We start from the raw sequence: 23,583 nt of genomic DNA, 5'->3' as shown, positions 1-23,583 counted from the left end.
TCAGGGGGCATTAGCGCCTGTCTTGCGGTCCCCCGACAAAAGCCTGTTCCGCTGTGTCCAGTCCATAAGCGGTGTGCAGCGCCCGCACAACATCGTGGACCGGCTCGGCTGCAATGATGCAGGACAAGCGGATTTCCGAGGTGCTGACCAATTTGATGCTGACGCCAAGTTTATAGATCGCCTCGAACATTTTGGCTGCAACGCCGGGATTACTGACCATGCCTGCGCCGACAATCGAGACTTTAACCAGATTCTCCTCCGTTTCGAGCTCGCGGAAAGGCACTTCACCGCGAATGCCCTCTACTACAGCGGTTGCCCGGTCCTTATCGCCCAATCCGACTGTAAAGGAAAAGTCGGCTTTTCCATCCTGGACGCCGCTTTGCACAATAATATCGACATCGATGCCGCTTGAAGCGAGCGCGCCGAATACTTTGGCGAGCACGCCTGGCGTGTCCTCAACGCCTAAAATACTGATTCTGGCTACGTTTTTGTCATATGCGATGCCGCGAACGACAATCCCCTGCTCCATGACCGCTTCTCCTTTCACGCTCGTTCCTTCGTTTTGGGTAAAGCTTGAACGAACAACCAAGCGCACATTATAATTTTTGGCGTATTCCACAGCACGCGGATGCAGGACAGCAGCGCCCAGATTCGCGAGCTCAAGCATTTCATCATACGAAATTTCATCCAGTTTGCGGGCACATTTCACAATCCGCGGGTCCGTTGAGTAAATGCCGTCCACATCGGTAAAAATTTCACAAACATCAGCATTGATCGCAGCTGCCAATGCTACAGCAGTTGTATCAGAGCCGCCGCGTCCGAGAGTTGTAATTTCACCGTCATCGGTCATTCCCTGAAAACCGGCTACAATAACCGCGTTGCCCTGCTCCAGTGCCCTGAACAGCCGGTCAGGCTGGATATCCGTAATACGGGCTTTGCCATGAACGGACTCTGTACGGAAGCCGGCTTGCCAGCCTGTAAAAGACTTTGCGCTGTGACCGAGCTTATGAATCGCCATCGACAAAAGCGCGACGGAAATCTGCTCTCCGGTGGAAAGCAGCATATCCATCTCCCGCGCCGGGGGGCTCTCATTAAGTTTTGTTGCCTGATCTATCAAATCATCCGTCGTATCCCCCATGGCGGAGACTACGACGACCACCTTATGGCCTGCTTCCTTGTAATCGGCAATTCGCCGTGCAACACGCTGCATCCGTTCTGTGGAACCGACGGAGCTGCCGCCGAACTTCATAACTATCAACGACAACGCTTATTCACTCCCAACGTTTTTCTTATCAGCATAATAGCGATGCCTGGGCTTGAAAAACGTTTCCCATCCCGCCAGGCACTAAGAATTATACAAATTAAAATTATATCATAACGAAGCCTTCTTGGGTACAGAAAAACCGCCCCAACCGAAGCGGGACGGCCTTTTTTTTGCATTACATCAGGGGATAAGAGGCTTAAGCGCGGGAAACATACTTTCCTTCGCGCGTATCAATCAGCAGCACATCGCCTTCGTTAATGAACAAGGGAACCTGAAGCGTAAGGCCGGTCTCGACAGTTGCGTTCTTCGTAGCGCCCTGTGCCGTATTGCCCTTGATGCCTGGCTCTGTTTCCACGACCTTCAGATCCACGCTGTTCGGCAGTTGGATGCCAAGGATCTCACCTTGATAGCTGGTGATGTTAACGGTCATGTTTTCCTTGAGGAAATTGATTTCCCATTCGAGCTGCTTCTTCTGAAGCTCAAATTGATCGTACGTTTCGTTATCCATAAAGGAGTATTCATTACCGGAATTATACAAATATTGTACGGCACGATTCTCGATTATAGCGCGGCCGATCGTTTCGCCTGCACGGAAGGTTCTCTCCACGGTATTGCCGTTGCGGAGATTTTTCAATTTGGAGCGGACAAAGGCAGCGCCTTTGCCTGGCTTAACGTGTTGAAAATCAATAACTGTAAAAATATCGCCTTCCACTTCAACGGTAAGACCCGTCTTAAAATCATTAACAGAAATCACTTTTGTTTCCTCCTACGAGTTTTTAGCGTTAACTTCTTGGAATCATCGCTCATTAGAGCTGAAAACTCACTTCGGAAGCATACACTTTGAGTTTTTAGCGTTAACTTCTTGGAATCATCGCTCATTAGAGCCGAAAACTCACTTCGGAAGCATACACTTTGAGTTTTTAGCGTTAACTTCTTGGAATCATCGCTCATTAGAGCTGAAAACTCACTTTTTGAAGCATACACTTTTTGAGTTTATAGCGTTTATGTAAAGCACTCATTCCAAAATCGTAAGCTCCTTCGGAGATGAGGTCAATAACGAATTCCCGGTTTCGGTGATGACAATGTCATCTTCAATCCGAACTCCGCCAAATCCCGGAAGATAGATCCCAGGCTCAACGGTAACCGTCATACCCGGCTGCAGCACGACATTTCCCGTCTTTGACAGCCTTGGCGCTTCATGAATTTCCATTCCCAGCCCATGGCCCGTTCCATGTCCGAAAAAGTCCCCATAACCATATCTGGTTATGACCTCGCGCGCCAGCAAGTCGGCCTCCCGGCCGGTCATGCCCGGTTTGATGCCGGCAAGCGCAGTCAACTGGGCTTCCAGAACAATCGCATAAATCTCCTTATGCTTATCCGTCGGAGTACCGATGACCACAGTTCTGGTCAAATCAGAGCAGTAACCTTTATAATACGCTCCAAAATCAAGCTTGACAAATTCATCCCGTCCAATGATTCGCTCGCTTGCGACGCCGTGCGGAAGTGCCGAACGCTCGCCTGAAGCAACGATGGTGTCAAAGGAAGAAGAAGTCGCCCCTTTGCTTCTCATGAACATTTCCATCTCAAGGGCGATGGAGCGCTCGCTTACACCGGTTTTGATAAAACTCAGGATATGCTTGTACGTATCATCAGCCAATGCAGCCGCCTCAATCATAACGGTGAGCTCAGCCTCATCCTTGATGAGCCGCAAGGCTTCCACTGCTCCTTCGGCCGGAATGAGCTCAATGCTGCCAAGCTGCTGCTTCCAGGACGCATACTCTTTGTAAACGACATGATCTTCCTCAAAGGCAAGATTTCGGATTCCGGCCGATGCGGCAAGTTCCTTGACGGTGTCCAGCATATTCAGCCCATGCTCAACAACTGTGAATGCGGCTGCTTGAAGCGGTGCCTGCGTCATATAACGAAAATCAGTAATCAGCCAGCTGTGCGCCTCTGTTATCAGGAGAACGCCCGCAGAGCCGGTAAACCCGCTCAGATAGCGCCGGTTAGCTGCGCTTGTAATGAGAATACCGTCTGCCTTAAGCCCGGAGAGCTTGCCTCTGATGCCTGCCAATCGATTGTTCGTCATCCATACCACCCTTTCAGATACCGCATGTAAAAATATAACCAGGCCATATTCCGCGTGGTGCTTACCGTGCCTGAACCAGTCAAGCCTGCTGGGTCAAATGATGCACGAGTGCATTTAAGCCCAGAACATAGCTCTGTGAGCCGAATCCGGCGATTTGACCCAGCGCGACAGGCGCAGTGACAGAAACGTGGCGGAACGGCTCGCGTTTGTGAATATTCGACAGGTGAACCTCAACAACAGGAAGTCCAACGGTGCTCAAGGCATCCCTGAGCGCATAGCTGTAATGGGTCAGCGCGCCAGGATTAATAAGGATACCGTCCTCTTGGCCGTATGCTTCGTGAATACGGTCAATCAACGCACCCTCATGATTCGACTGGAAGAACGAGATACCAACACCAAGCGATGCAGCCAATCCTGCAACCATCGATTCGATTTCTGCCAATGTCGTCGTACCGTATACAGCTGGCTCGCGAACGCCGAGCATATTCAGGTTGGGTCCGTTAAGTACTAGAATAGTTGCCATGTTGTTCCTCCCGGCGCATAGATCAATTGCCATTTTACCACAAAGACCCTTGCTTTGAGAAGAGACAGCCCCTCTGCTTTACGATTGTCCTGTCAGGAACCCATTTTCGACAATTTGCCGGTTGCGTTGCTTGGCTCCCGCGAGGCTTCGTCGGTGAATTCAAACGCAATTGTATAGCCTATGAACAAGCCCCAGAGCAGGAATACCGACAGTTCGCTGACCATGCTGTCAACGCCCAGCTTCATGAAGGGAGGCGTCACAAGCAGCCACGGGCCAGCCCAGGCAAACAAGATGCCCCACCACAGCAAGCCGTAGCATAATCCGGCCCATGGCCCTCTTATACGGCCAAGAATGAGCTTGTAAAGCATCGCCGCCGCCATCGAGAATACGATAAAGCAGCCCAGTCCTACGAGCTGACCCCAGCCTGTTTTGAGAAAAGACTGCAGGAAAAAGGGATCCGCCATAAAAGCAGGATTGACTTTGGTAAAATGAAACAAATGTAACATCCATCTGGTCAGTCCCCAAAAAAGTCCGGCGAAAAAACCAAGCATCATACAATACAAAAAGGCATTGGTCCGGTGTTCTCCGTTGTAGTCTCCAGTTCGCTTGCCGTCTTTGTTCCTCTTCTGTGCATCCTCGTTTTTCACTTTGTTTTCCCCGCTGCTTGAATTTTGGTCCGGCATGGTACATCACTCCAGTCTCTCGTTGATCGATGCGGCTTCCAAATGGTAGTATGCGCCGGTTCCAGCTCTGGTAAACGATTGGCATTAATGGGATTTATGGCTGATGTGTGCCACTCGCAATCACAGCCGGAATCAAGTACAATAAGAGCTATAAAGCTCTTCATGAGAAACGGCTAAAACGCCGAAACAAAAAAGGATGGTGATTCGCCCTTGTCGCAAAATTCGCGCAATATATATGGCGGACAAGCCGTTATTGAAGGGGTCATGTTTGCCGGCAGACATGCGAACGTTACGGCAGTGCGCCGTAAGAACAATGAAATTATCTTTTATGAAGTGCCGCGGACCACAAAAACATGGATTCAGAAGCTGAAGAAGATCCCGCTGCTGCGAGGCGTCGTCGCTATTTTGGAATCAAGCGCGAAAGGCTCACAGCATTTGAATTTCTCCATGGAATCCTATGCCGAGGATGAATTGCCTGCTGAGAAAGAGGAGGACAAGGCGCAGAAGGAAGCCAAATCCGAGGAAAAAAGCGGCTGGAGCCTGAGCATGATCGTCGGCGTAGCCGTCGCCGGTATTATTTCCTTCATCGTGGGAAAACTTGTATTCACAGTCGTTCCTGCCGCAGTCGAAGAGTTGATCTTTGGACGTGCGTTCTCGAATATAATAGTACACAACCTGATTGAAGGCGGAATCAAGATCCTGTTCCTGCTCTGTTATCTGTATATTATCTCACTGACTCCCCTTATCAAGCGTTTGTTCCAATATCACGGCGCCGAGCATAAAGTGATAAGCGCTTACGAAGCCGGTGTCGAATTGACTGTGGCCAATGTGCAAAAGTTCACCCGTCTTCATTATCGCTGCGGAAGCAGCTTCATGGTGTTCTCCGTCCTGGTCGGCGTCATCGTGTATTCCTTCTTTCATTGGGATTCCATGTGGGAGCGGATTTATATCAGGGTCCTGCTTCTGCCCGTTGTGCTCGGCTTCTCTTATGAGGCGCTTCGCGTCACCAATTCCATGCGTGAGCTTCCGGTGCTCCGGTACTTGGGTTATCCGGGATTATGGCTGCAAAAGCTGACGACCAAAGAACCCAACGATGATCAGGTAGCGGTTTCCATCGCATCCTTCAACCGGATGCTTGAACTGGACCGTCAAGGCAGTCAGCCTCAGCCTTTATAAGAGGACGCTAAAGAGGTTGTAAAAAAAGTCTCTAGGAAAGAAAGGGTGAAGGTCATGTCCCGAAAAATGAGTCCAATGCTTATCATTATCCTGGCATTAGTCGTTATCGGATTGGTCTCCCAGTCATTCACAAGTCCCATCCAGCTGATTATTCCGATCGCTGTGTTCGGCGTTATTTTCCTGCTTTATAAATTCCCCCCGGGCGGAGCAAGAGCAGCGAAACCGCGGTCCAGAGCCATCCCGCGTCGGGATCAGCAGCAAGGCAAGCCCAGAGCGAAAAAAGCCATGCCGTTCCGCGTTATTGAAGGCGGCAAAGACGATGATAATTTACCGAAGTATCATTAAGCGGACTGCCCTACAAGGCAGCCTGCCTGAAGAAATCGGAAGCCGCATCATAGCCTGAGTTAAACAAGGTGTCGCTTTGCTGCTTCGACAAATGAAATTGCGTTGTGCGAATGCCAAGTGTCGGAATTTTGACGGTGCGCTCAATATTGCTTTTCTTGATATAACGCTCGTCATGCGCCTGCAGCATCGTCTCGAATATGGCTTGAAACATGGAGACCGGACCCCGAATGCGATGGGGTTCGGTTTCATTTTTACCTACCATCTGAAATCCCACGGTCGGAACCGGCTTCTCCTCCCCCCTCTGCTCCGTATCAAAAATCCATAACGGAAAATTACTGAGAAGCCCGCCATCGACGATATAAGCCCATGACGACAAAGAGTTTTCACGCTCCCTCGTTCTGATCCGGATAGGATCGAAGAAATAAGGGATGCCGGTGCTCATCCGTACTGCATCCGCAATGCTCAGCTTCATCGGCTCCTGTCCATAAAATACAATATCCTCAGGCAGTACCAGCAAACGGCCGTTGGAAATATCAGAAGCGACAATGCGCAGCTTGCAGTGCGGCAAATCTCCGAATGTACGGATTCCCTTATTCGCCAGCAGCTCCTCCATCCATCGGGTCAAACCAGCCCCGCTGTAAAATCCGCGATGAATCAGCAGCCGGAGCGTTGGTCCGATTACGCCAATATTATAGAAAAATCCACGCTTCAGAAAAGACCGGAAAGGCGTCTCCTCAAGCAAATCCTTAATCTCTCTGCATGTATAGCCGGCGGCAAGCAGCGACGCAATAATCGCTCCCGATGATGTTCCGGCCAGCCGGTTGAAGCTGATTCCCTGATCGACCGCAGCACAAATCGCGCCGGCCAGCGAAATGCCTTTTACCCCTCCGCCTTCAAAAACGGCATTAATGAGTTTCATAGCTTGCATGCCCCTTCCCATATATGCCTGTTTGCCCCCGAGTCTTTCGAAAAACTGTTGGCTTTTGGAACATATATATGCGGGAAAGGCAAGTCTTAAGGCGCGGCATGCAAAAAGCCGCTCCCTCTGCAGGAAGCGGCTTCATGTTTCTTGGTTACTCGTTGTCCAGATCATTGCGTATTCCGTTAAGTTCTTCCAGCCGGTTGGCATCGCGCTTGAAATATTCCACCAGGGTTTCAATGCAGGTAATGGAATCCCAGCTGAGATGATGCTCGATTCCTTCCACATCCTTGTAAATATTCTCTTCCTGTACTCCGATAATCGTCAAAAAAGATTCCAGCAGCTGATGGCGGTCCATCAGCCGCTTGCCCATTTTCTTCCCTTTGTTGGTCAGAACTAGTCCGCGATATTTCTCATATATGAGATAATTATCTTTATCGAGCTTTTGAATCATTTTTGTAACCGAGGAAGGATGCACTTCCAGTCCTTCCGCTATGTCCGAGACACGGGCATACCCTTTTTCATCGATAAGCTTGTAAATACGCTCCAAATAATCCTCCATACTGGGAGTCGGCATCAAAAAGAACCTCCATTCACCATCGTCCCGTACAGACAACGGCTGCCTGTCCGTTACTCTTAGTATCATACACCGCTCAGCCTGCCTGCCGCAACCTGTAACGGTGAACTTTCCATGTTTGTTGTCAGTCAAGCATGTGCAAACTAGGCTTGTTCATTCCCGTCCAAAGGAGGTTTATAAATCCTGTGCCTGTATCAACGACTGATCGTCCGGACAGCCTTCATTCTTCATTTGTGCCCGAGCTGGTTTATTTTGAGCCCTCCGCGCTGGACTACCCCAAGGGCAAACGCATTATGGAGTGGGTAGAGGCAGCCGGAATTCCCTACCGCATGACGACCTCGCATAACCGGATAACCAATCTGCCCGGCGAAAGCGAGCTGGAGCAGTATAAAATTGCTAAAAGAACCTTGGTCGTAGGCATCCGAAAAACGCTTAAATTCGACCAGTCCAAGCCTTCAGCCGAGTATGCCATACCGATTGCCACCGGCTGCATGGGACACTGCCACTACTGTTATTTGCAGACAACGCTCGGGTCCAAGCCCTATATTCGCGTGTACGTGAATATGGATGAAATTATGCAGGCGGCAAAAGGATATATTGATGAGCGCGCCCCGGAGAACACCCGCTTCGAGGCTGCCTGCACTTCCGATCCTGTGGGGCTTGAACCGATCACCGGAAGCCTTCGGGAGCTGATCGAGTTCATGGCTGATGAAGAATACGGCCGGCTGCGCTTCGTAACAAAGTTCCATTATGTCGACTCCCTGCTTGACGCCCGCCACAACGGCCATACACGGATCCGGTTCAGCGTGAACAGCAAATATGTCATCAAGCATTTTGAACCCGCGACATCGCGTTTTGAACAGCGTATAGAGGCCGCAGGCAAGATAGCACGGGCGGGATATCCGCTGGGCTTCATAATCGCCCCCATTATCTGGTATGAAGGCTGGCAGGAAGGATATGCGGAACTGCTGAGCTCGCTTGCGGCAGCTCTGCCCAAGGATGCTTCTGCGGGACTTACCTTTGAGATGATTCAGCACCGTTTCACCAAGACAGCCAAAAATGTGATTGAGCGGCGTTATCCCAAAACCAAGCTGGAAATGGATATCGACAAGCGCAAATATAAATGGGGCCGCTGGGGTCAAGGCAAATATGTTTACCCCGATGAACAGGCAAATGCGCTCCGCATGTTTATCTCGGAGCGCATTTTTGAACATTTTCCCGATGCCACTATTGATTATTTCACCTAGAACTTGAGCCAGTCCGGCGTTATGCCGTTCAGATAGATGGTAATTTTGGTCATCTGGTCGGTAAACAGCAGCAGTCCCATCAACAGCATGACCGATCCGCCAATCTTCATCATAATGCCGGAATAACGGACAATGATGCGTGTAGAGCCGATGAAAAAAGCCAGAACGAAGAATGGAATCGCAAAACCCAGGGCGTAAGCGGTCGTTAATTCAAACCAGGTGCCGGGCTCGGACGCGGCAAGCAGCAAAATGCTTGCCAGGATCGGGCCTGTGCAGGGCGACCAGCCTGCCGAAAAGCCGATTCCGAATATAAAAGAGGCCAAATAATTGGATTTGCCCAGCTTCATATTCATCTTCCGTTCCTTCAGGAGCACCTTCGGCTGAATAATGCCAATCAGGAACAAGCCCATAAGTATAATAAGCACTGCCGATAATTGACGGATCAGCGTCTGGTATTCGGAGAACAAATCGGCAAATGCATTCGTGCCATAGCCAAGCGTGTAGTAAACGACCGAAAAACCCAGTATAAAAAACAGCGTGTGGGTCATCGTCCGGATGCGCACTTCCCTGCCGGGACGCTCGCTGCGCAAATCGCTTACCGATACACCCGTTATGTAAGACAAGTAGGAAGGATAGAGCGGCAGGCAGCAGGGGGAGATGAACGATGCAATACCTGCGCCGAATGCGGCCCACATGGTAACTTCAGACATGAAATTAGCCCTCTCTTAAATAAAAATGTGTGTATGCCCAAGGCTTTTACAGTGTCAGTATCTTATTTAAGTTATGCTGCAGTAGACCTGCCTTTGAACGTTAAAAGCAGCAGCAGCACCGCAATCAGCAGCAGCACGATAGTGCCTCCAGGCGCCAAATTCCAGACTCCCGCGATCAGCAGCCCGCCAATGACAGCCAGCTCCGCAATTACCACAACAGCGATGACCGACTGCCTGAAGCTGCGGGCTATAACAAGACTACAGGCCGCGGGAATGGTAAGCAGCGCCGACACCAGCAGTGCGCCGACAATTTTAATCGAAACGCTGATCACCAGCGCCGTCAGTATGCTGATCATAAAGTTAAAATATCGGGTTGGCAGACCGCTGACCGCTGCGGCATCCTCATCGAAGGTTAGCAGAAACAGCTCCTTGAAATGAATGCGGACAGCCACAAGTACGATAACTGTAACGACTCCAATTAACACCAGATCAATCGTATCGAGGGTGTAAATGCTTCCGAACAAGTATCCGCTGACACTGACATTGAAGCCTTTGCCCAGCGTAAACAGCAAGGATGCCAGCGCCACGCCGCCCGACATAATAATCGCTATGGACAGCTCCGCATAGGTTTTATACGCCTTGCGCAGCTTCTCGATGGCGAAGGTTGCTGCCAGCGCGAAGACAAGGCCGACGCCAATCGGATAAACGCCTATCAGAAAACCAAGCGCCACACCGGCAATCGATACATGGGCCAATGTATCGCCAATCATGGCCAGACGTCGAAGCACAAGGAACAGTCCCATCAGAGGCGCCGTGACTCCAATCAGTACGCCTCCGACCAATGCCCGCATAAAAAACTCGCTTGTTACAATATCCAACAACCTAAACGCCCACTTTCCCTCTCTCCATCGAATCACGCAGGCCCTTTAAGCTGTGGGTCAAATTCGTTTCCCCGCAATTTTCCAGCTCATGGGAATGCTTCACATAGAATTTCAACTTTCCGCACTCGCCCTTGGGCTCCTGACCCAGATAAGACCGTATCATCTCCATATCATGTGAAACCATCAGGAAAGTAATGTTATGATGCTGATGCATATGCTTGATCAGATGAAAAAAATCCTGCTGCGTCTCGGAGTCGATGCCCACCGTAGGCTCGTCCAGAATGAGCAGCGCCGGATTATTGATCAGAGCTCTTGCCAGAAATGCCCGCTGCTGCTGGCCGCCTGACAGCTGACCGATCCGTTTGGCCGCTAAATCCTCTATATTCATGGCGTGCAGCGCTTCATCGCATTTGATTTGATCGGCTTTGCTTACCTTGCGGAACAGTCTGCTGCCGCTGTAAAGGCCCGATAACACCACTTCACGGACCGTCGCCGGAAAAAGCGGGTTAAAGGAATTTTTCTGCGGCACATAGCCTACCCGGCTCCAGTCCTTGAACTCCTTGACCGGTTGCCCAAACAGCTTGATAGAGCCGCTGCCCGGCTTCAGCAGTCCGACTATCATCCGCAGCAGCGTTGTCTTGCCCGCCCCATTGGAGCCGATCAGGCCTACAAAATCCCGCTCCTGGACGCCAAAGCTTACATCCTCCAGCACAGGCTTGTTCTCATAGGAAAACGAGATATTCGACAGTTCAATCACATTCTGATGGCAAAAGTTCGGTTTACCCTGTTCCAATTGCATTTTAATCACTCCCCAATACCGCCTAATGCCGCCTTCCGATCCGGAAAATATCCAGTCATCCCGCTGCGGGGTAAGCTCCTTCTACTATTGTAATGCTTGCAGAAGATTTTGCAAATTAAGCTCCATTAGCGAGAAATAGTCATCGCCCTTCTTCTCCTGCTCCGGCGTAAGGCCCTCCAACGGGTTCAGCACCATCGTTTCGGCATCCGCTTCTCTCGCCAGCGTCCGGGCAAGCTCATCGGAAACAAGCTCTTCAAAGAAGATATATTTGATCCCGTGCTCCTTGACAAATTTCGAAATTCTCAGCAAATCCTGCGCTTTGGGCTCCGCATCCGGCGACAGGCCCATAACGGCCACCTGATTCAGACCATAATCGCGCGCCAGATACCCGAATGCCTGATGAGAAACCACGATATCCTTGTTTGCCGCGGCAGCCAGCTTCTCTGCATATTCATGGTCAAGCGCCGAGAGTTTATCCGTAAGGGACGCATAATTTCCCTCGTACTTCTGAGCATGGCTCGGGTCCGCTTCCACGAGGTGATCGCGAACGGTTCCCGCCATCAGGATCATCGATTTGGGACTAACCCATGTATGAGGATCGAATCCGCCTTCATGGTCGTCATGGGCTTCTTCCTCTCCCGCATGCTGACCATCCGCTGCTGTCTCCGCCGGTATCAGCTTAATGTCCCGGCTCGCAGCCACCGTAACCAGCTTGCTGTCTTTGGACAGCCCTTTGAGAAAATCATCCACCCAGCCTTCAAGTCCCGCTCCGTTATAAAAGAACAGCTGCGCTTTGGATACCGTATCCAGATCCCGGCTCTTCGGGCTCCACTCATGCGGTTCGACACCGGCAGGGATCATATTAATGACATTGGCTTCTTCGCCGCCGATCTCCTTGGCCAGAAAATAAAGCGGATAAAAGCTGGTGACAATATTGACCTTATCTGCCACCAGCTTGCTTCCCGATCCGGTGCAGCCCGTTAATAAGAAGACGATTGCCGCGGTCAACAGCAAAATATGGCTTCTATAATAGTATGATCCTATCCGTATCATTTCCAGACACCCCAAGCCTAATATTCGTAAACATTACTGATAGATTATATAGACGAAGATACAGGGCTGTCAATGACAAACCGCCTGGCGCGAGCTGCACCAGGCGGTTTGCTGTTCATCGTTATTTCACAATTGAGCCATTCTTCATATTGTCCGGCACAGTCGCAAGCGTCAGCTCGTCGCCGTGCGAAGCGGCCAGGATCATGCCCTGCGACATTTCGCCGCGCAGCTTGACCGGCTTCAAATTGGTGACGCAAATCACTTTGCGGCCAACCATCTGCTCCGGCGTATAAAATTTCGCAATGCCCGAGACGACCTGCCGCTGCTCATACCCGAGATCCAGCTGCAGCTTCAGCAGCTTGTCGGCATTCTTCACCGGCTCTGCCGCGATGACCTCCGCCACGCGCAGCTCCACTCTGGCGAACTCGTCAATGGCAATTTCCTCCTTGGGCTCAGGAGCCTCCGGCTGCTCTGGCGCACCTGCCGCTGACGATTGGCTGCCGCCGCTGCCCGCCTGCGCCGGGGCATCCGGCCCCTGCGACGCTGCTTCAACTGCAGCCGGGGCTGTCCCGCCGTTCATCGCCGCAGCGATGAACGCCGTTTCTTCTGCCGCATCCAGGCGCGGGAAGATCGGTCCCGCCTTCCGGACTCTCGTCCCCCCTGGCAGCAGTCCAAACTGTCTTGTGCTGTCCCATTCCGTGAGCATTCCGTCCTCTATGCCCAGTTGGCGGCGAATCTCGATCGGCGCGTTCGTCAGAAACGGCTGCAGCAGGATGGAGATGATGCGCAGCGATTCCGCAAGATGATGCATAACCGAGGCGAGCTCGCTGCGTTTATCCGGGTTCTTGGCCAGGGCCCACGGCTGGGTTTCATCAATATATTTGTTCGTCCGGCTGACAAACTGCCAGATAGACGAGAGCGCCACGGAGAACTCCATCCGCTCAATGGTTGCTTCCACCTGATCGACGGTCGCAGCCGCCAGGTCTGATAATGAAGCGTCATAATCGGTGACATTCCCTTCATAGCCGGGGATTTCACCGTCAAAATATTTCTCGATCATCGCTACAGTCCGGTTCAGCAGATTCCCAAGGTCATTGGCCAGATCAAAATTGATCCGTTCCACAAATCCTTCCGGCGTAAAGGTCCCATCAGCGCCAAACGGCACTTCGCGAAGCAGGTAATAACGAAGCGCATCAAGACCGTAACGGTCGATCAGCGTGACGGGATCCACGACGTTGCCTTTGGATTTGGACATTTTGCCATCCTTCATGAGCAGCCAGCCGTGGGCAAATACCTTCTTGGGCAGCGGGAGATCCAGCGCCATCAGAATAATCGGCCAATAGATCGTATGGAAGCGTACGATCTCCTTGCTCATCAGATGCACATCTGCCGGCCAATATTTCTCGAATTTGCTGGAATCCGGTGTCAGGTAGCCCAGAGCGGTAACATAATTGAGCAAAGCGTCAATCCAGACATAAATGACATGCTTGGGATTTCCTTTGACCTTGATGCCCCAATCATAGGTTGTACGGGATACGGCCAGATCCTCAAGACCCGGCTTGATAAAGTTATTGATCATCTCGTTCTTGCGCGATTCCGGCTGAATGAAATCCGGATTTGCTTCATAATACGCAAGCAGTCTGTCCACATAATTGCTCATTTTGAAGAAATAGCTCTCTTCCTTGACCAGCTCCACCGGCCTGCCGCAGTCCGGACATTTGCCGTCAACCAGCTGGCGCTCCAAAAAGAAGGATTCGCATGGGGTACAGTACCAGCCTTCATACATGCCCTTGTAGATATCCCCCTGCTTCAGAAGCTTGTCGAAGACTTCTTCCACTACCACTTTATGCCGCTCATCCGTGGTCCGGATGAAATCGTCATTGGAGATGTCGAGCTTCTTCCACAAATCCTTGATCGTCACCACAATGTCGTCAACAAACTGCTGCGGGCTCTTGCCCTTCTCCTGCGCTTTGCGCTCAATCTTCTGTCCGTGCTCATCCGTTCCGGTCAAGTACCATACATCATACCCGCGCAGCCTTTTGTAACGGGCTATTGCATCGCCTGCTACTGTGGTGTAGGCATGGCCGATATGGAGCTTGTCGCTCGGATAATAAATCGGCGTTGTGATATAAAACGTTTTGTTTGCTTCGCTCATCTGAATGACCTCCTTGTAAATCTGCTTCATCTCTTACCGCACTGCCGATGAATCTGTAGCCTGAAAAACACAAAAAAAGCCTCATCCTCTATGGGACGAAAGCTTGTCGCTCACGCGGTACCACCCAAATTCCTTTCCCCGAAGCAGACCGGGAAAAGCTTCATTAGCGCCGTCCATTCATGGACAGGCGTCTTCGGGCCGATAACGCTGCCGATGCGCCGCCCCCTTGCCGCAGCTGACTTTAAGCTGGCGGTTCGAAAGCAGATTCTCCCGGACCATTTTCTGCAGGATGCGCCTTGCCGGCTTCCACCTGTTCCGGCTCTCTGTGAAGGGCATGCACTGCGTACTTATCCGTTCATTGAATATCTGATTTGATGGCTGTTGAACAAGTTGATTTTTTGAACCATGAATTCATTCATATACAGCAATTTCTCTTGAATCAAACTATACCGAATCCGGCTTGCGGATGTCAATAGCGCCGGGTACGCGCAGGGCTTCAAGCTCTTCTCTCGTTGGCGGAACATGGTCAATGCCGCCTGGATGAAACGGATGGCAGCGGCAAATGCGCTTGGCCGCAAGCCAGCTGCCGCGCAAGGGACCGTGCTTCTCGATCGCCTGAAGCGCATATTCCGAGCAGGTCGGGTAAAATCGGCAGGTGGGCGGCTTTAGCGGAGAAATAAACTTGCGGTAGGCTACGATCGGTGCTTTTATGACTCTGCGCATAGGCTTGCTCCTCCTTATTTTATCCCAACGTTATTCTTCCATAATGACGGAAAAAGGGCTTTGCGTCAATTCAGACAGAGCCTTCCGGTGATGATTATGATCAAATGTCGTAATTTTGCAGTCCAATTGTCACCTAAACACATTTTAGACCGTTTTCATTTGTGTTAGTGTAGCGTTGTGTCGCATAATTAGAGGATGAAAAACTAAGAATAGACGACACAGCATCTGGAATCAGATGCATATATGAGGAGGAATTAGACGATGATCCGCGTTGCTATGCTCAGCTATTGGCATGTACATGCCTGGGATTACACCAAACAAGTGCAAGAAAATCCGGGTACCGAAATCGTTGCAGTCTGGGACGAGATTCCAAGCCGCGGCCAGGAGAACGCCGACAAGCTCGGTGTTCCATTTGTCGCTGATTTGGATGAGATATTGGCAAGAGCCGATGTTGATGCGGTTGTTGTCGATACACCGACGAACATCCATCGTGACGTAATGGTGAAAGCGGCCCGTGCCGGCAAACATATTTTCACCGAGAAGGTCATTGCTCCTACATTAAAGGAAGTAAACGAAATCATCGCAGCGGTTAAAGAAGCCGGCGTGAAGTTGACCGTGTCCCTGCCGCGCCTGAATGACGGCTACACATTGGCCGCACAAGAGGTTCTTGCCAAAGGACTGCTCGGCGAACTGACCCAGGCCCGTGTCCGCCTATCCCATAACGGCGCTACCGCCGATTGGCTTCCACAGCACTTCTACAACCTTGAGCAATGCGGCGGCGGCGCTCTGATCGACCTTGGCTGCCACCCGATGTACCTTGTCCGCCTGTTCCTTGGGCTGCCGCAGAGCGTAAACGCAACGTTCGGTTATGTTTCCGGCAAAGAAGTAGAAGACAATGCAGTGGCAACGCTGCGTTACGAGAACGGGGCAGTCGGCATCGTCGAAGCCGGCTTCGTCAACAGCCATTCGCCTTTCTCCGTGGAAATTCACGGAACTGAAGGCACCCTGCTTTATGGGTCGCCGGATGAAGTTGTCCGTGTCCGCAGCAACAAGCTTAACAGGGACGAATGGGTGACCATCGAAATGCCAGCTAGACGTACGGCTGCATTTGACCAATGGGTGGAGCATATTCAAAATGATACGATCGCCGAAGAAAACATCGGTCTGGCTATCGATCTTACCAAATTGATGGAAGCTGCCAACCTCTCGGAAGCCCAGAAGCGTCAAGTAAAGCTCTCCGAACTGGCTAACTGATTGATCCGCGTTTGAAGTTCAGGGAAAGGACTGGTGATGGAATGGCAAAGCCGTTTGCTTACGCGCTGATGGCCGAGAAAATGGATGCGATCGACCGGCTGGATATTCAGTTCCGCTGGGGCGGATACGGCTTTCGCGTCCATCGCTGTCATTTGACCTCCTTTCCGGCAGGCAAAATCATCCGCTTCCACAAGCATTCGGAATATGAATTTCACTTCATACCCCGCGGAAAAGGGACGGTTGTTCTGGAAGACGGCTCCTTTCCCGTACATGAAGGCCAATTCTATCTCACAGGTCCGAATGTGATGCATCAGCAGGAGGCCGACCAAAGAGAAGCGATGGATGAGCTGTGCCTGCATATCGACATCGTGCCTCTTGAAGACGGAGAAGACGCGCAGTGGGGCGAACGGTGGGAGCGGCATGAGGCCCGGATGTGCATTCACGCTCTGGACGCCCTGCCTCTGGCTCCCCTGACCGATCAATACAATGCCATGGCATGGTTTCTGACCGCCTACAGAGCCTGGCATGAAGGGCAGCCCGGCGCTTACTCCACCATCAAGCAGGCGGTTATCCAGATCCTGCTGCGCGCTTCCCGCCTGTCATCAGAACCTACGGTGACCTTCGAGCCGCCCAGCCGCAATATGAATGAGCACCGGTTCAAGATTGCCACGCAGTTTATTCATGACAATTACGCCTCCCCTCTTACGCTGCAGGAGGTCGCGGAACGCATCCCCATCAGCGGCCGCCAGCTGCAGCGGATTTTTCGGGAGCAAGGCGCGGAATCGTTCAGCGCTTATCTGGAGAACTACAGGCTGAACCAGATCTGTTCGGCAATTATGGAGGGTGCAAGCCCTATCGACCAAATTGCCTTGGAGCATGGCTTTGCCAGCGGCAATTATCTCTACTATGTGTTCAAGAAAAGATTCGGAATGACACCCAAGCAGTTCAGGACCCATCAAGCGGCTGTCGATGCGTCGAGGCCGGAAAACAAAGGAGATCGGAACCACTTATGATTAAAACCGTTCGAATCGGCATTATCGGCAGCGGCGGCATCGCTCACGCCCACGTCAGTCAATACAAGAAGCTGCCCGATGTGGAAATTGTCGCGGTTGCAGATGTTGTGCCAGGCAAAGCGCAGCAATTCATCGATTCGCTTTCCCTCGAGAATGCGCAGCCTTTTGAAGACCACCGCAAGCTGCTTGAATTGGACCTGGACGGCGTCAGCATCTGTACACCTAACGTCTCGCATCATCTGACAACTGTGGATGCACTGCGCGCCGGCAAGCAGGTGCTGCTGGAGAAACCAATGTCTGTTACCTTGAGTGAAGCTGTGGATATGGTCCAGGCTGCGCGGGAATCCGGCAGCATGCTGACCATCGGCTTCCAGCCGCGCTATGACCCCAATATGAAGCTGGTTCAGGATATTGTGCAATCCGGCAAGCTTGGAAAAGTCTATTATGTGGAAACCGGCGGCGGACGCCGCAGAGGAATGCCAGGCGGAACGTTCATCCGCAAGGATCTGGCAGGAGCCGGGGCGATGGCCGATATCGGGTGTTATTCGCTGGATATGGCTCTGAATGCGATGGGCTATCCGCGTCCATTGACGGTATCCGCTTATACATCCAATCATTTCGGCACCAATCCTCTGTATCATAAGGAGGCTGACCGCTTCCAGGTTGAGGATTTTGGCGTTGCCATGGTCCGCTTCGAGAACGATCTGGTGCTGCAGTTCAAGATTTCCTGGGCGATGCATATGGACTCGCTGGGTTCGACTCTGTTTCTGGGGACGGACGCCGGCCTGAAGGTCGAGCCCTTCGGAACCGGAAACTGGTCCGGTGTATGGGACGGCAAGGTTGGCAGCATGACGATGTTCCATGATTTCATGGGTCAGCAGACCTCCACTCCCGTACCGGTGATCGAGCATTCCAAAGAGCTGTTCTTCGAGAAAGTACGCGATTTCGTCGATGCGGTCCGCGAAGGTCTGCCCGCCCCGATTCCCGGCGAACAGATCCTGATCCAGCAGGCTATTATTGACGGCGTGCTCCGCTCTGCCGAGTTGAAGCGCGAAGTGTCCATTGAGCTTCCTTACTGATCACTTAGCTTGATACATGTGAATACGTGAAATAACAAGGCCTGCCCCCCTTGCAGATTCATTCTGCTTGCGGGAGCAGGCTTTGTTTGCGGGAGCAGGCCTTGTTTGCGGGAGCAGGCCTTGTTTGCGGGAGCAGGCCTTGTTTGCGGGAGCAGGCCTTGTTTGCGGGAGCAGGCCTTGTTTGCGGGAGCAGGCCTTGCTTGCGGGAGCAGGCCTTGTTTGCTATAAAGAAGGAGGCGCCCATCTCGGGCGCCTCCTTCTTTTGCAGCTATTTAATACTTTCTCAATTATCTAAAAGCGCTTGGCAGGCAGTGGCAGAAACAGCATGGCGATAGGCAGATTGCTTCCTGCCGCAATTGTGAATACAATTTCAACCGATTCGGCGGAATCGCCTGTTCGGTACAGCACAGCTGCGTCTCCGTTGCCCCTTAGAGCGCCGGTGTTCGTTGCCTGAACGACCTGACCATTGACAATGAAGGCGCCGGTATACATGCCGCCCCGGGGGTTAAGCGCGATCAGGGTATGAGGAGCCACATGCTGCAGCCTCATTTTGTACAGAACGCCGAAGTTCCCGGTATTGAGCTCGAGCTGTCCCGTAACCTCGTCAATTCCATCCGTATAGGAGTCCATCGTACGGTCGCCGAGCATAATGCGCTCCGGCACCTCGCCCAATGTATCGGACATTTCAATAGCCCGGTTTGCTTTGTTGAAGGTACCGCGGACATGAACATCGTTGCGCTCCATAATACTCAGGTTTGGCATCTCTTGAATCGGGTCTTTGCCGGAAGCCACGACCACTACGCGGTAGGTCAGCTCTTTGTCCGCATACAAGTCCGCGTAAGCAGTAAAGACATCGCTTTGCTTCAAGGCGACCTTGGATATTTCCGGAAGCAGAGTAACGGATTGACCCGGCTTGATCGTGGTAGTCGTCGGCGCCGGGTTGGCGACCAATGAATTCATATAACGCAGAACCGCCATCTTCCCGGACCGATCCACGTGCGGATCCGGCCCGCCAATACCAACCGACCCTGTATTTACGGTAACCGATGAGTTGTTATTATTGGTCGCCACAAGATAAATCTTGACTGGATGTCCGATACTGTTCACATTATGGAACATGAAGCGAACCTGCCCCGTCAATTGCGATACATAGGCAATACCTTCATTCAGAAGAATTTCGGGACTGTTGCTTCTTACAAACTGGGATCCCTCATCCTGAATTTTGTAAGGCAGTGCAGGAAAATTCAGCACCGAGCTGCCGTCAATGGGAATCATATCGCCAACTTTTTTGAACAGCTTATTATATTCATCCTGCGTATAAAGCACTTCACTCGTGACGTTGACCGTTTGCGTGATGGAATTGGTCAGTCCTTTGGAGTCTTCCACTTCCAGTGTGACGGTCTTTGGTCCCGCCTCGAAAAACACTTCACTGTTGCCGGTCCAGGTTCTACGGACGATATCATTGTTATCATCTGTGCTCAGGTCCGTATAATTAACCTTCTCGCCGATCCGGTACTCCGGCTTCTCCGTTGTGAAGTTTGCGACCGGAGGCATATTCTGCGGTTTAACCTCAATCGTGACCGAGTAAGGATCACTCCACAAGCCGTTCACATCCTGAACCTGCCTTGTAATTGTGTAGGAACCGGCAGTTGGGAAAACATCCATTCTTCCGGTGTAATAGTCCTGCACGTAGGGCTGGCCGCTCGGGTTGGTAGATTTGTCGATATAGTTCACTGTCGTCTCCCCGGCGATGATTTCGCCCGGCTCGACGGCAAAATCCGCCGTAGGCTGCTTGAGCACATTCCAGGAAAGCGTAATTTGCTTGCCGCTTAAGACCAATGTGCTCTCAGCAAGATTCGACCATGTCCGGACCGGAACCATCAGGGAACCGTTCAGGATATAGGGAGCAATCGCAATCTTGACAGGCAGGCCGTCACCATAGACAATGGTGCTGCCGATTTTGAAGATAAGATCATGGTAATCGTTAGCGGCCGTAATTTCTTTGGTAGCCGCGTTATAAGAGACCTTGTAACCGTAAAGCGCGGAGATGGAGCTCAGCGCGATGAATGTTGTACCATTTTGCAAAGTAACCGGCTGCACCGAGTTCATGGTGACGCCATTATGGACCATTACCTTGCTGTTCATTTGCAGAATGAGCTGATCAGACATTTCTCCTGCAGCCGACACGGTTGAATTGGAAACGTTCGCAAACGGCATGATCAGGAAAGATAAAATTAACAGCCATTTTAATGATTTAAACGATTTCATTCTCTATCTCCTTCAATTCTCTGAATTATGTCAGCCCCTTCGCCAGATTCACCCCAAGCAAAAGGCCACCAGCAAGCTTTCATGACATGTTTAACGCTACGTGTCAGGTAAAAGTTGCGTGAGAATTGTAAACAGACAAGAATTGGACACAATCTAGCCATTCACTTTCATGTTCATTACAAAGCTGAAGGCCATCCCGATAAACGCCAGCACCGTTAGTACAGCCCATATGGAACGGTTGCGCAGAGCTCCGCGAATGCGCTGCTCGGCCTTCTCCTGGCGCGCCAGGGTAACGGAACGGTGACTGAATAAAAGCAGGATCAAAAAAGCCACAAATAACATATTGACCACAAACCAAATCTGCTGCCACATCATAACGCATATCTCTCCCTTTTCAACACACGTTTCGAATGTAACGTATTCACAGCGGGAAAGCAACCGGGAGGAGCGGTGAAATAATGGCTATTCCGGGAATTTGGGATCTTTTCAGGCAGCACTCCGGCTGGGCTGCAGAATATAGGCGCCGAAAGCGAGCAGCACAGCAGCGAACAGCAGCATAATGCCAAGCGGAAGCAGCGTATCTGTAAGTGTACTGCCGAACGCCATACGGCTAAGCGCCTCCATCGCCCATTTCTGCGGTATGAAATTGGCCAGCTTCTGCATGAAGTCCGGCATTATGCTGATCGGCCAGAAGCATCCTCCCAGCATGCAGGTTGGCGTAACGACAAGATTGTTAAGCTGCGAGAGCTGATCCGTGTTCCGCACAAGACCGGCGACGGCGGTTGCGAGTCCTACAGTGGCAAGCAGAAAACATTCCAGGATGATGAGATGAGGAAAGAACCCGATTCCGTAATCGTATCCGATTATAAACCGACTGGCTGCCAGTACGATAACAAGCTGAATCGTACCGACAAGCATGCTGCCGATGAAATTGCCGAGCGCGATTTCGTAGCCGCGCAGAGGAGCTGCAAACATGCGCGCCATCGTTCTTTTCTCGCGGTCCTCCATAACGACCTGTACGGATTGGTTGATCGCGAGCATCATAAACATGAGCATAATGCCATTAATAAGCACATTAAAGGGCACGCTGTGCTTCCCTTCGGCTGATTTCAACGGTTCTATCCCGATATGATGATTGTCCCGTTCGCCCAGCAGGCGCTCCAGCACCGGTGCTTTCGATCCTTCCCCGGCCAATGCGGCCGCTTGTGTGAATGCTGCTAGTTGTGCTGCCTCTGCGGACAGCTTCTGCTCAATGGCGGCATTCCATGGCTGGACCTCTTTGCGCAGCAGCCTCACCTGCGGCCGTCCGCCTTCTTGAAGCTTCGAGGAAAAATCAGCGGGAATATATATGCCCAGGTCCGCTTTCCCCTCCTTGACAGCATTGTTAAGCTCATTCTCGCTTTTCCATTCGCCGGAGATCACGTTGAGCGATTGTTCACTTTCTGCAGATGAGCTGCGGGCAGCTTGAACGAGAACATCGCCAAGCGGACCGCTGTCGGCATTCCAAACCGCAACTGCATGCTCGCTATCCTGATGGGAAGACCCGAAGATACCGACAATTCCGGAAAGAACTACCGCCGGAAGCAATACAAGAGAGATAAAGCCTTTGCGGTGACCGATCGTTCTGCGAATCATCGAACCGGCAATAATCAGACTATGCATCCAAGCTCACCACTTTCTTCATTCGTAATAAGGCAATCGTCATCAGAACTGCGGCAATAGCCGCAAGAATCCCGACACCCTTCCAGACGAGCATCCCCGCTTCGCCGTCCATTAACCGGCCTATGGTGACAACAGCCCAATGATTAATCGTGAAGCTGCCGATTCTCTTAATCCCCTCACCCAGGTCCGCAATCATTCCTCCGCTCAGGAAGGTCATCAGTACCGCCAGAGTTGAAAATATCGATTGGGTCGCCCTCTTGGTCTTTACAATGGAAGCGATAATGAGACTGAGTCCGACTGCGCAGGCCGAGGTAAGCAGACAGACAACCGCCAATTGACCGAGCCGGCCCCCCCAGTCGACACCGTACACCACCCAGGAGAACAAAATAATAATGGCCGCTTGAATGGCCGCAAATATTATAATTGAAGTCAACCTGCCCGCAAGGATCAGCCCCCAGCGCTGAGGCAACGAATACAGGCGGCCAAGCGTCCCGCTTTCCTTCTCATCCAGCAGAGAAAGGGCGGCGGACATTCCGGAGTACAGCAAAAACATGATCAGATAGGTGCCCGCATAATATTGAATCGCTGATACTTTACCATATTCAGAGCCACCGCCTCCCACCAGCTCGGCCGTTACAACCGATTGATCGTGACGGAAAGATTCTGCGGCGGCATGATTCTTTGAAGCCCCGCCATACCCGGTCATAACAATGCCAATGGTTTGAGCGGTTTGGATCGAACCCAGAAAACGGTTCAGAATGGATTCTGCCACCTGATTTTCCAAATCATCGGGCCCAGGGTAGCTCTTCCACTGCGCGTTCCCTCCGGACTGCACAAGCCCGGAGAAATTGGCCGGAATCTCGATCCCGTAATCGGCCCCGCCACCCCTTACCCGATTGAGGAGATCTTCTTCCGAATCCGCAGAGTCGAAGATGGCGTATCCGGAGAGCGCCGGGTCCCCGGTAAAGGTTTGCAGCGCGGCGTTCATTTCACCTTTATCCGTATTGTATATCACAATTTTGACAGGTTTCATTTCACCGCTTAAAGCACTTCCCAGCAGGAAGATAAGCAGCAAGGGCAAAACAAGCATGATAACGACAACGGATTTGTTCCGGATATAACGCAGGAAACCGTAGTATGCGGTATGGAACCAGATTTTCATT

The 23,583-nt window shown here is 51.6% G+C and carries 24 protein-coding genes; 7 read left to right on the top strand and 17 right to left on the bottom strand.

Annotation, left to right across the window (positions count from 1 at the left end):
* Positions 1–10: 10 nt before the first annotated feature.
* From AC0YOB_RS12955 to AC0YOB_RS12935, 5 genes are all read right to left on the bottom strand, one after another.
* Positions 11–1,264 carry an aspartate kinase gene (locus AC0YOB_RS12955; protein ID WP_475793167.1) on the bottom strand — a complete coding sequence of 418 codons (1,254 nt, stop codon included), beginning with the start codon at positions 1,262–1,264 and terminating at the stop codon, positions 11–13.
* A 196-nt stretch (positions 1,265–1,460) separates the two neighbouring features.
* The gene (efp, locus tag AC0YOB_RS12950) at positions 1,461–2,018 is read right to left on the bottom strand and encodes an elongation factor P (RefSeq protein WP_475786446.1); all 558 of its coding nucleotides are present in this window, start codon (positions 2,016–2,018) and stop codon (positions 1,461–1,463) included.
* A gap of 261 nt (positions 2,019–2,279) precedes the next feature.
* The gene (locus AC0YOB_RS12945; RefSeq protein ID WP_475793166.1) at positions 2,280–3,353 is read right to left on the bottom strand and encodes a M24 family metallopeptidase; all 1,074 of its coding nucleotides are present in this window, start codon (positions 3,351–3,353) and stop codon (positions 2,280–2,282) included.
* A 79-nt stretch (positions 3,354–3,432) separates the two neighbouring features.
* Positions 3,433–3,876, bottom strand: coding sequence for a type II 3-dehydroquinate dehydratase (gene aroQ, locus AC0YOB_RS12940; RefSeq protein ID WP_475793165.1), 444 nt, complete (start codon positions 3,874–3,876; stop codon positions 3,433–3,435).
* A 92-nt stretch (positions 3,877–3,968) separates the two neighbouring features.
* The gene (locus AC0YOB_RS12935; RefSeq protein ID WP_475793164.1) at positions 3,969–4,559 is read right to left on the bottom strand and encodes a YqhR family membrane protein; all 591 of its coding nucleotides are present in this window, start codon (positions 4,557–4,559) and stop codon (positions 3,969–3,971) included.
* A gap of 210 nt (positions 4,560–4,769) precedes the next feature.
* Here AC0YOB_RS12935 and AC0YOB_RS12930 point away from each other — a divergent pair, with 210 nt between their 5' ends.
* The gene (locus AC0YOB_RS12930; protein WP_379114559.1) at positions 4,770–5,735 is read left to right on the top strand and encodes a DUF1385 domain-containing protein; all 966 of its coding nucleotides are present in this window, start codon (positions 4,770–4,772) and stop codon (positions 5,733–5,735) included.
* Between the two features lie 54 nt (positions 5,736–5,789).
* Positions 5,790–6,080: a hypothetical protein gene (locus AC0YOB_RS12925; protein ID WP_475793163.1), complete on the top strand. Its 291-nt coding sequence runs from the start codon at positions 5,790–5,792 to the stop codon at positions 6,078–6,080.
* Positions 6,081–6,090: 10 nt separating this feature from the next.
* Here AC0YOB_RS12925 and AC0YOB_RS12920 read toward each other — a convergent pair whose 3' ends face one another.
* Entirely contained in the window at positions 6,091–6,999 is a 909-nt protein-coding gene (locus AC0YOB_RS12920) for a patatin-like phospholipase family protein (RefSeq protein ID WP_475793162.1), read from the bottom strand.
* Positions 7,000–7,153: 154 nt separating this feature from the next.
* Positions 7,154–7,576: a transcriptional regulator MntR gene (gene mntR, locus AC0YOB_RS12915; RefSeq protein WP_210041997.1), complete on the bottom strand. Its 423-nt coding sequence runs from the start codon at positions 7,574–7,576 to the stop codon at positions 7,154–7,156.
* 185 nt (positions 7,577–7,761) lie between these two features.
* On the opposite strand from mntR, the gene splB reads away from it, so the two are divergent.
* Positions 7,762–8,823, top strand: coding sequence for a spore photoproduct lyase (gene splB / locus AC0YOB_RS12910; protein ID WP_475793161.1), 1,062 nt, complete (start codon positions 7,762–7,764; stop codon positions 8,821–8,823).
* Here the strand turns inward: splB and AC0YOB_RS12905 are convergent.
* The 5 genes from AC0YOB_RS12905 to metG form a co-directional block, all read right to left on the bottom strand.
* Entirely contained in the window at positions 8,820–9,533 is a 714-nt protein-coding gene (locus tag AC0YOB_RS12905) for a cytochrome c biogenesis CcdA family protein (RefSeq protein WP_210042015.1), read from the bottom strand. The genes splB and AC0YOB_RS12905 overlap by 4 nt on opposite strands.
* A gap of 71 nt (positions 9,534–9,604) precedes the next feature.
* On the bottom strand, positions 9,605–10,411 hold the full coding sequence (locus AC0YOB_RS12900) for a metal ABC transporter permease (protein ID WP_475768413.1): 807 nt from the start codon (positions 10,409–10,411) through the stop codon (positions 9,605–9,607).
* Positions 10,412–10,415: 4 nt separating this feature from the next.
* Positions 10,416–11,213 carry a metal ABC transporter ATP-binding protein gene (locus AC0YOB_RS12895; RefSeq protein ID WP_475793160.1) on the bottom strand — a complete coding sequence of 266 codons (798 nt, stop codon included), beginning with the start codon at positions 11,211–11,213 and terminating at the stop codon, positions 10,416–10,418.
* Positions 11,214–11,297: 84 nt separating this feature from the next.
* Complete coding sequence (locus AC0YOB_RS12890; RefSeq protein WP_475793159.1) at positions 11,298–12,266, bottom strand: metal ABC transporter substrate-binding protein; 969 nt, start codon at positions 12,264–12,266, stop codon at positions 11,298–11,300.
* Positions 12,267–12,387: 121 nt separating this feature from the next.
* Entirely contained in the window at positions 12,388–14,421 is a 2,034-nt protein-coding gene (metG, locus tag AC0YOB_RS12885) for a methionine--tRNA ligase (protein WP_475793158.1), read from the bottom strand.
* A 90-nt stretch (positions 14,422–14,511) separates the two neighbouring features.
* Between metG and AC0YOB_RS12880 the strand changes: the two genes are divergently transcribed.
* A complete protein-coding gene (locus tag AC0YOB_RS12880) occupies positions 14,512–14,796 on the top strand; it encodes a hypothetical protein (RefSeq protein WP_475793157.1) in 285 nt (94 codons plus the stop codon).
* 69 nt (positions 14,797–14,865) lie between these two features.
* Here the strand turns inward: AC0YOB_RS12880 and yidD are convergent, their stop codons facing one another.
* Complete coding sequence (gene yidD / locus AC0YOB_RS12875) at positions 14,866–15,144, bottom strand: membrane protein insertion efficiency factor YidD (protein ID WP_475793156.1); 279 nt, start codon at positions 15,142–15,144, stop codon at positions 14,866–14,868.
* 261 nt (positions 15,145–15,405) lie between these two features.
* Here yidD and AC0YOB_RS12870 point away from each other — a divergent pair, with 261 nt between their 5' ends.
* The 3 genes from AC0YOB_RS12870 to AC0YOB_RS12860 are packed head-to-tail and all read left to right on the top strand — an operon-like array spanning position 15,406 to position 18,490.
* Positions 15,406–16,398, top strand: a complete 993-nt coding sequence (locus tag AC0YOB_RS12870) for a Gfo/Idh/MocA family protein (RefSeq protein ID WP_475793155.1) — start codon at positions 15,406–15,408, stop codon at positions 16,396–16,398.
* Positions 16,399–16,439: 41 nt separating this feature from the next.
* On the top strand, positions 16,440–17,411 hold the full coding sequence (locus tag AC0YOB_RS12865; protein WP_475786434.1) for an AraC family transcriptional regulator: 972 nt from the start codon (positions 16,440–16,442) through the stop codon (positions 17,409–17,411).
* The gene (locus tag AC0YOB_RS12860) at positions 17,408–18,490 is read left to right on the top strand and encodes a Gfo/Idh/MocA family protein (protein ID WP_210042043.1); all 1,083 of its coding nucleotides are present in this window, start codon (positions 17,408–17,410) and stop codon (positions 18,488–18,490) included. Before AC0YOB_RS12865 ends, AC0YOB_RS12860 begins: the two co-directional genes overlap by 4 nt.
* 291 nt (positions 18,491–18,781) lie before the next feature.
* Here AC0YOB_RS12860 and AC0YOB_RS12855 read toward each other — a convergent pair whose 3' ends face one another.
* The 4 genes from AC0YOB_RS12855 to AC0YOB_RS12840 form a co-directional block, all read right to left on the bottom strand.
* Entirely contained in the window at positions 18,782–20,758 is a 1,977-nt protein-coding gene (locus tag AC0YOB_RS12855; protein WP_475793154.1) for a stalk domain-containing protein, read from the bottom strand.
* A 153-nt stretch (positions 20,759–20,911) separates the two neighbouring features.
* Positions 20,912–21,133: a hypothetical protein gene (locus AC0YOB_RS12850; protein ID WP_210042047.1), complete on the bottom strand. Its 222-nt coding sequence runs from the start codon at positions 21,131–21,133 to the stop codon at positions 20,912–20,914.
* A gap of 111 nt (positions 21,134–21,244) precedes the next feature.
* Positions 21,245–22,420, bottom strand: coding sequence for an ABC transporter permease (locus tag AC0YOB_RS12845; protein WP_475793153.1), 1,176 nt, complete (start codon positions 22,418–22,420; stop codon positions 21,245–21,247).
* Positions 22,413–23,582 (bottom strand): ABC transporter permease, encoded by a 1,170-nt coding sequence (locus tag AC0YOB_RS12840; RefSeq protein WP_475793152.1) that lies wholly within the window; start codon positions 23,580–23,582, stop codon positions 22,413–22,415. Before AC0YOB_RS12840 ends, AC0YOB_RS12845 begins: the two co-directional genes overlap by 8 nt.
* Position 23,583 lies beyond the last annotated feature (1 nt).

This window comes from Paenibacillus sp. JT31N17, from assembly GCF_056269255.1.
This window is presented reverse-complemented; position numbering and strand designations above follow the sequence as displayed.

Excerpts from the sequence above, each read along its gene's own strand:
- mntR (WP_210041997.1), bottom strand. The coding sequence starts at position 7,576 with ATGCCGACTCCCAGTATGGAGGATTATTTGGAGCGTATTTACAAGCTT.
- AC0YOB_RS12880 (WP_475793157.1), top strand. The coding sequence starts at position 14,512 with ATGGGACGAAAGCTTGTCGCTCACGCGGTACCACCCAAATTCCTTTCC.
- aroQ (WP_475793165.1), bottom strand. The coding sequence starts at position 3,876 with ATGGCAACTATTCTAGTACTTAACGGACCCAACCTGAATATGCTCGGC.
- AC0YOB_RS12865 (WP_475786434.1), top strand. The coding sequence starts at position 16,440 with ATGGCAAAGCCGTTTGCTTACGCGCTGATGGCCGAGAAAATGGATGCG.
- AC0YOB_RS12890 (WP_475793159.1), bottom strand. The coding sequence starts at position 12,266 with ATGATACGGATAGGATCATACTATTATAGAAGCCATATTTTGCTGTTG.
- AC0YOB_RS12840 (WP_475793152.1), bottom strand. The coding sequence starts at position 23,582 with ATGAAAATCTGGTTCCATACCGCATACTACGGTTTCCTGCGTTATATC.
- AC0YOB_RS12845 (WP_475793153.1), bottom strand. The coding sequence starts at position 22,420 with ATGCATAGTCTGATTATTGCCGGTTCGATGATTCGCAGAACGATCGGT.
- AC0YOB_RS12895 (WP_475793160.1), bottom strand. The coding sequence starts at position 11,213 with ATGCAATTGGAACAGGGTAAACCGAACTTTTGCCATCAGAATGTGATT.
- AC0YOB_RS12920 (WP_475793162.1), bottom strand. The coding sequence starts at position 6,999 with ATGAAACTCATTAATGCCGTTTTTGAAGGCGGAGGGGTAAAAGGCATT.
- AC0YOB_RS12870 (WP_475793155.1), top strand. The coding sequence starts at position 15,406 with ATGATCCGCGTTGCTATGCTCAGCTATTGGCATGTACATGCCTGGGAT.
- AC0YOB_RS12925 (WP_475793163.1), top strand. The coding sequence starts at position 5,790 with ATGTCCCGAAAAATGAGTCCAATGCTTATCATTATCCTGGCATTAGTC.
- AC0YOB_RS12935 (WP_475793164.1), bottom strand. The coding sequence starts at position 4,559 with ATGCCGGACCAAAATTCAAGCAGCGGGGAAAACAAAGTGAAAAACGAG.
- AC0YOB_RS12905 (WP_210042015.1), bottom strand. The coding sequence starts at position 9,533 with ATGTCTGAAGTTACCATGTGGGCCGCATTCGGCGCAGGTATTGCATCG.
- AC0YOB_RS12850 (WP_210042047.1), bottom strand. The coding sequence starts at position 21,133 with ATGATGTGGCAGCAGATTTGGTTTGTGGTCAATATGTTATTTGTGGCT.
- AC0YOB_RS12945 (WP_475793166.1), bottom strand. The coding sequence starts at position 3,353 with ATGACGAACAATCGATTGGCAGGCATCAGAGGCAAGCTCTCCGGGCTT.
- AC0YOB_RS12860 (WP_210042043.1), top strand. The coding sequence starts at position 17,408 with ATGATTAAAACCGTTCGAATCGGCATTATCGGCAGCGGCGGCATCGCT.
- yidD (WP_475793156.1), bottom strand. The coding sequence starts at position 15,144 with ATGCGCAGAGTCATAAAAGCACCGATCGTAGCCTACCGCAAGTTTATT.
- AC0YOB_RS12855 (WP_475793154.1), bottom strand. The coding sequence starts at position 20,758 with ATGAAATCGTTTAAATCATTAAAATGGCTGTTAATTTTATCTTTCCTG.
- metG (WP_475793158.1), bottom strand. The coding sequence starts at position 14,421 with ATGAGCGAAGCAAACAAAACGTTTTATATCACAACGCCGATTTATTAT.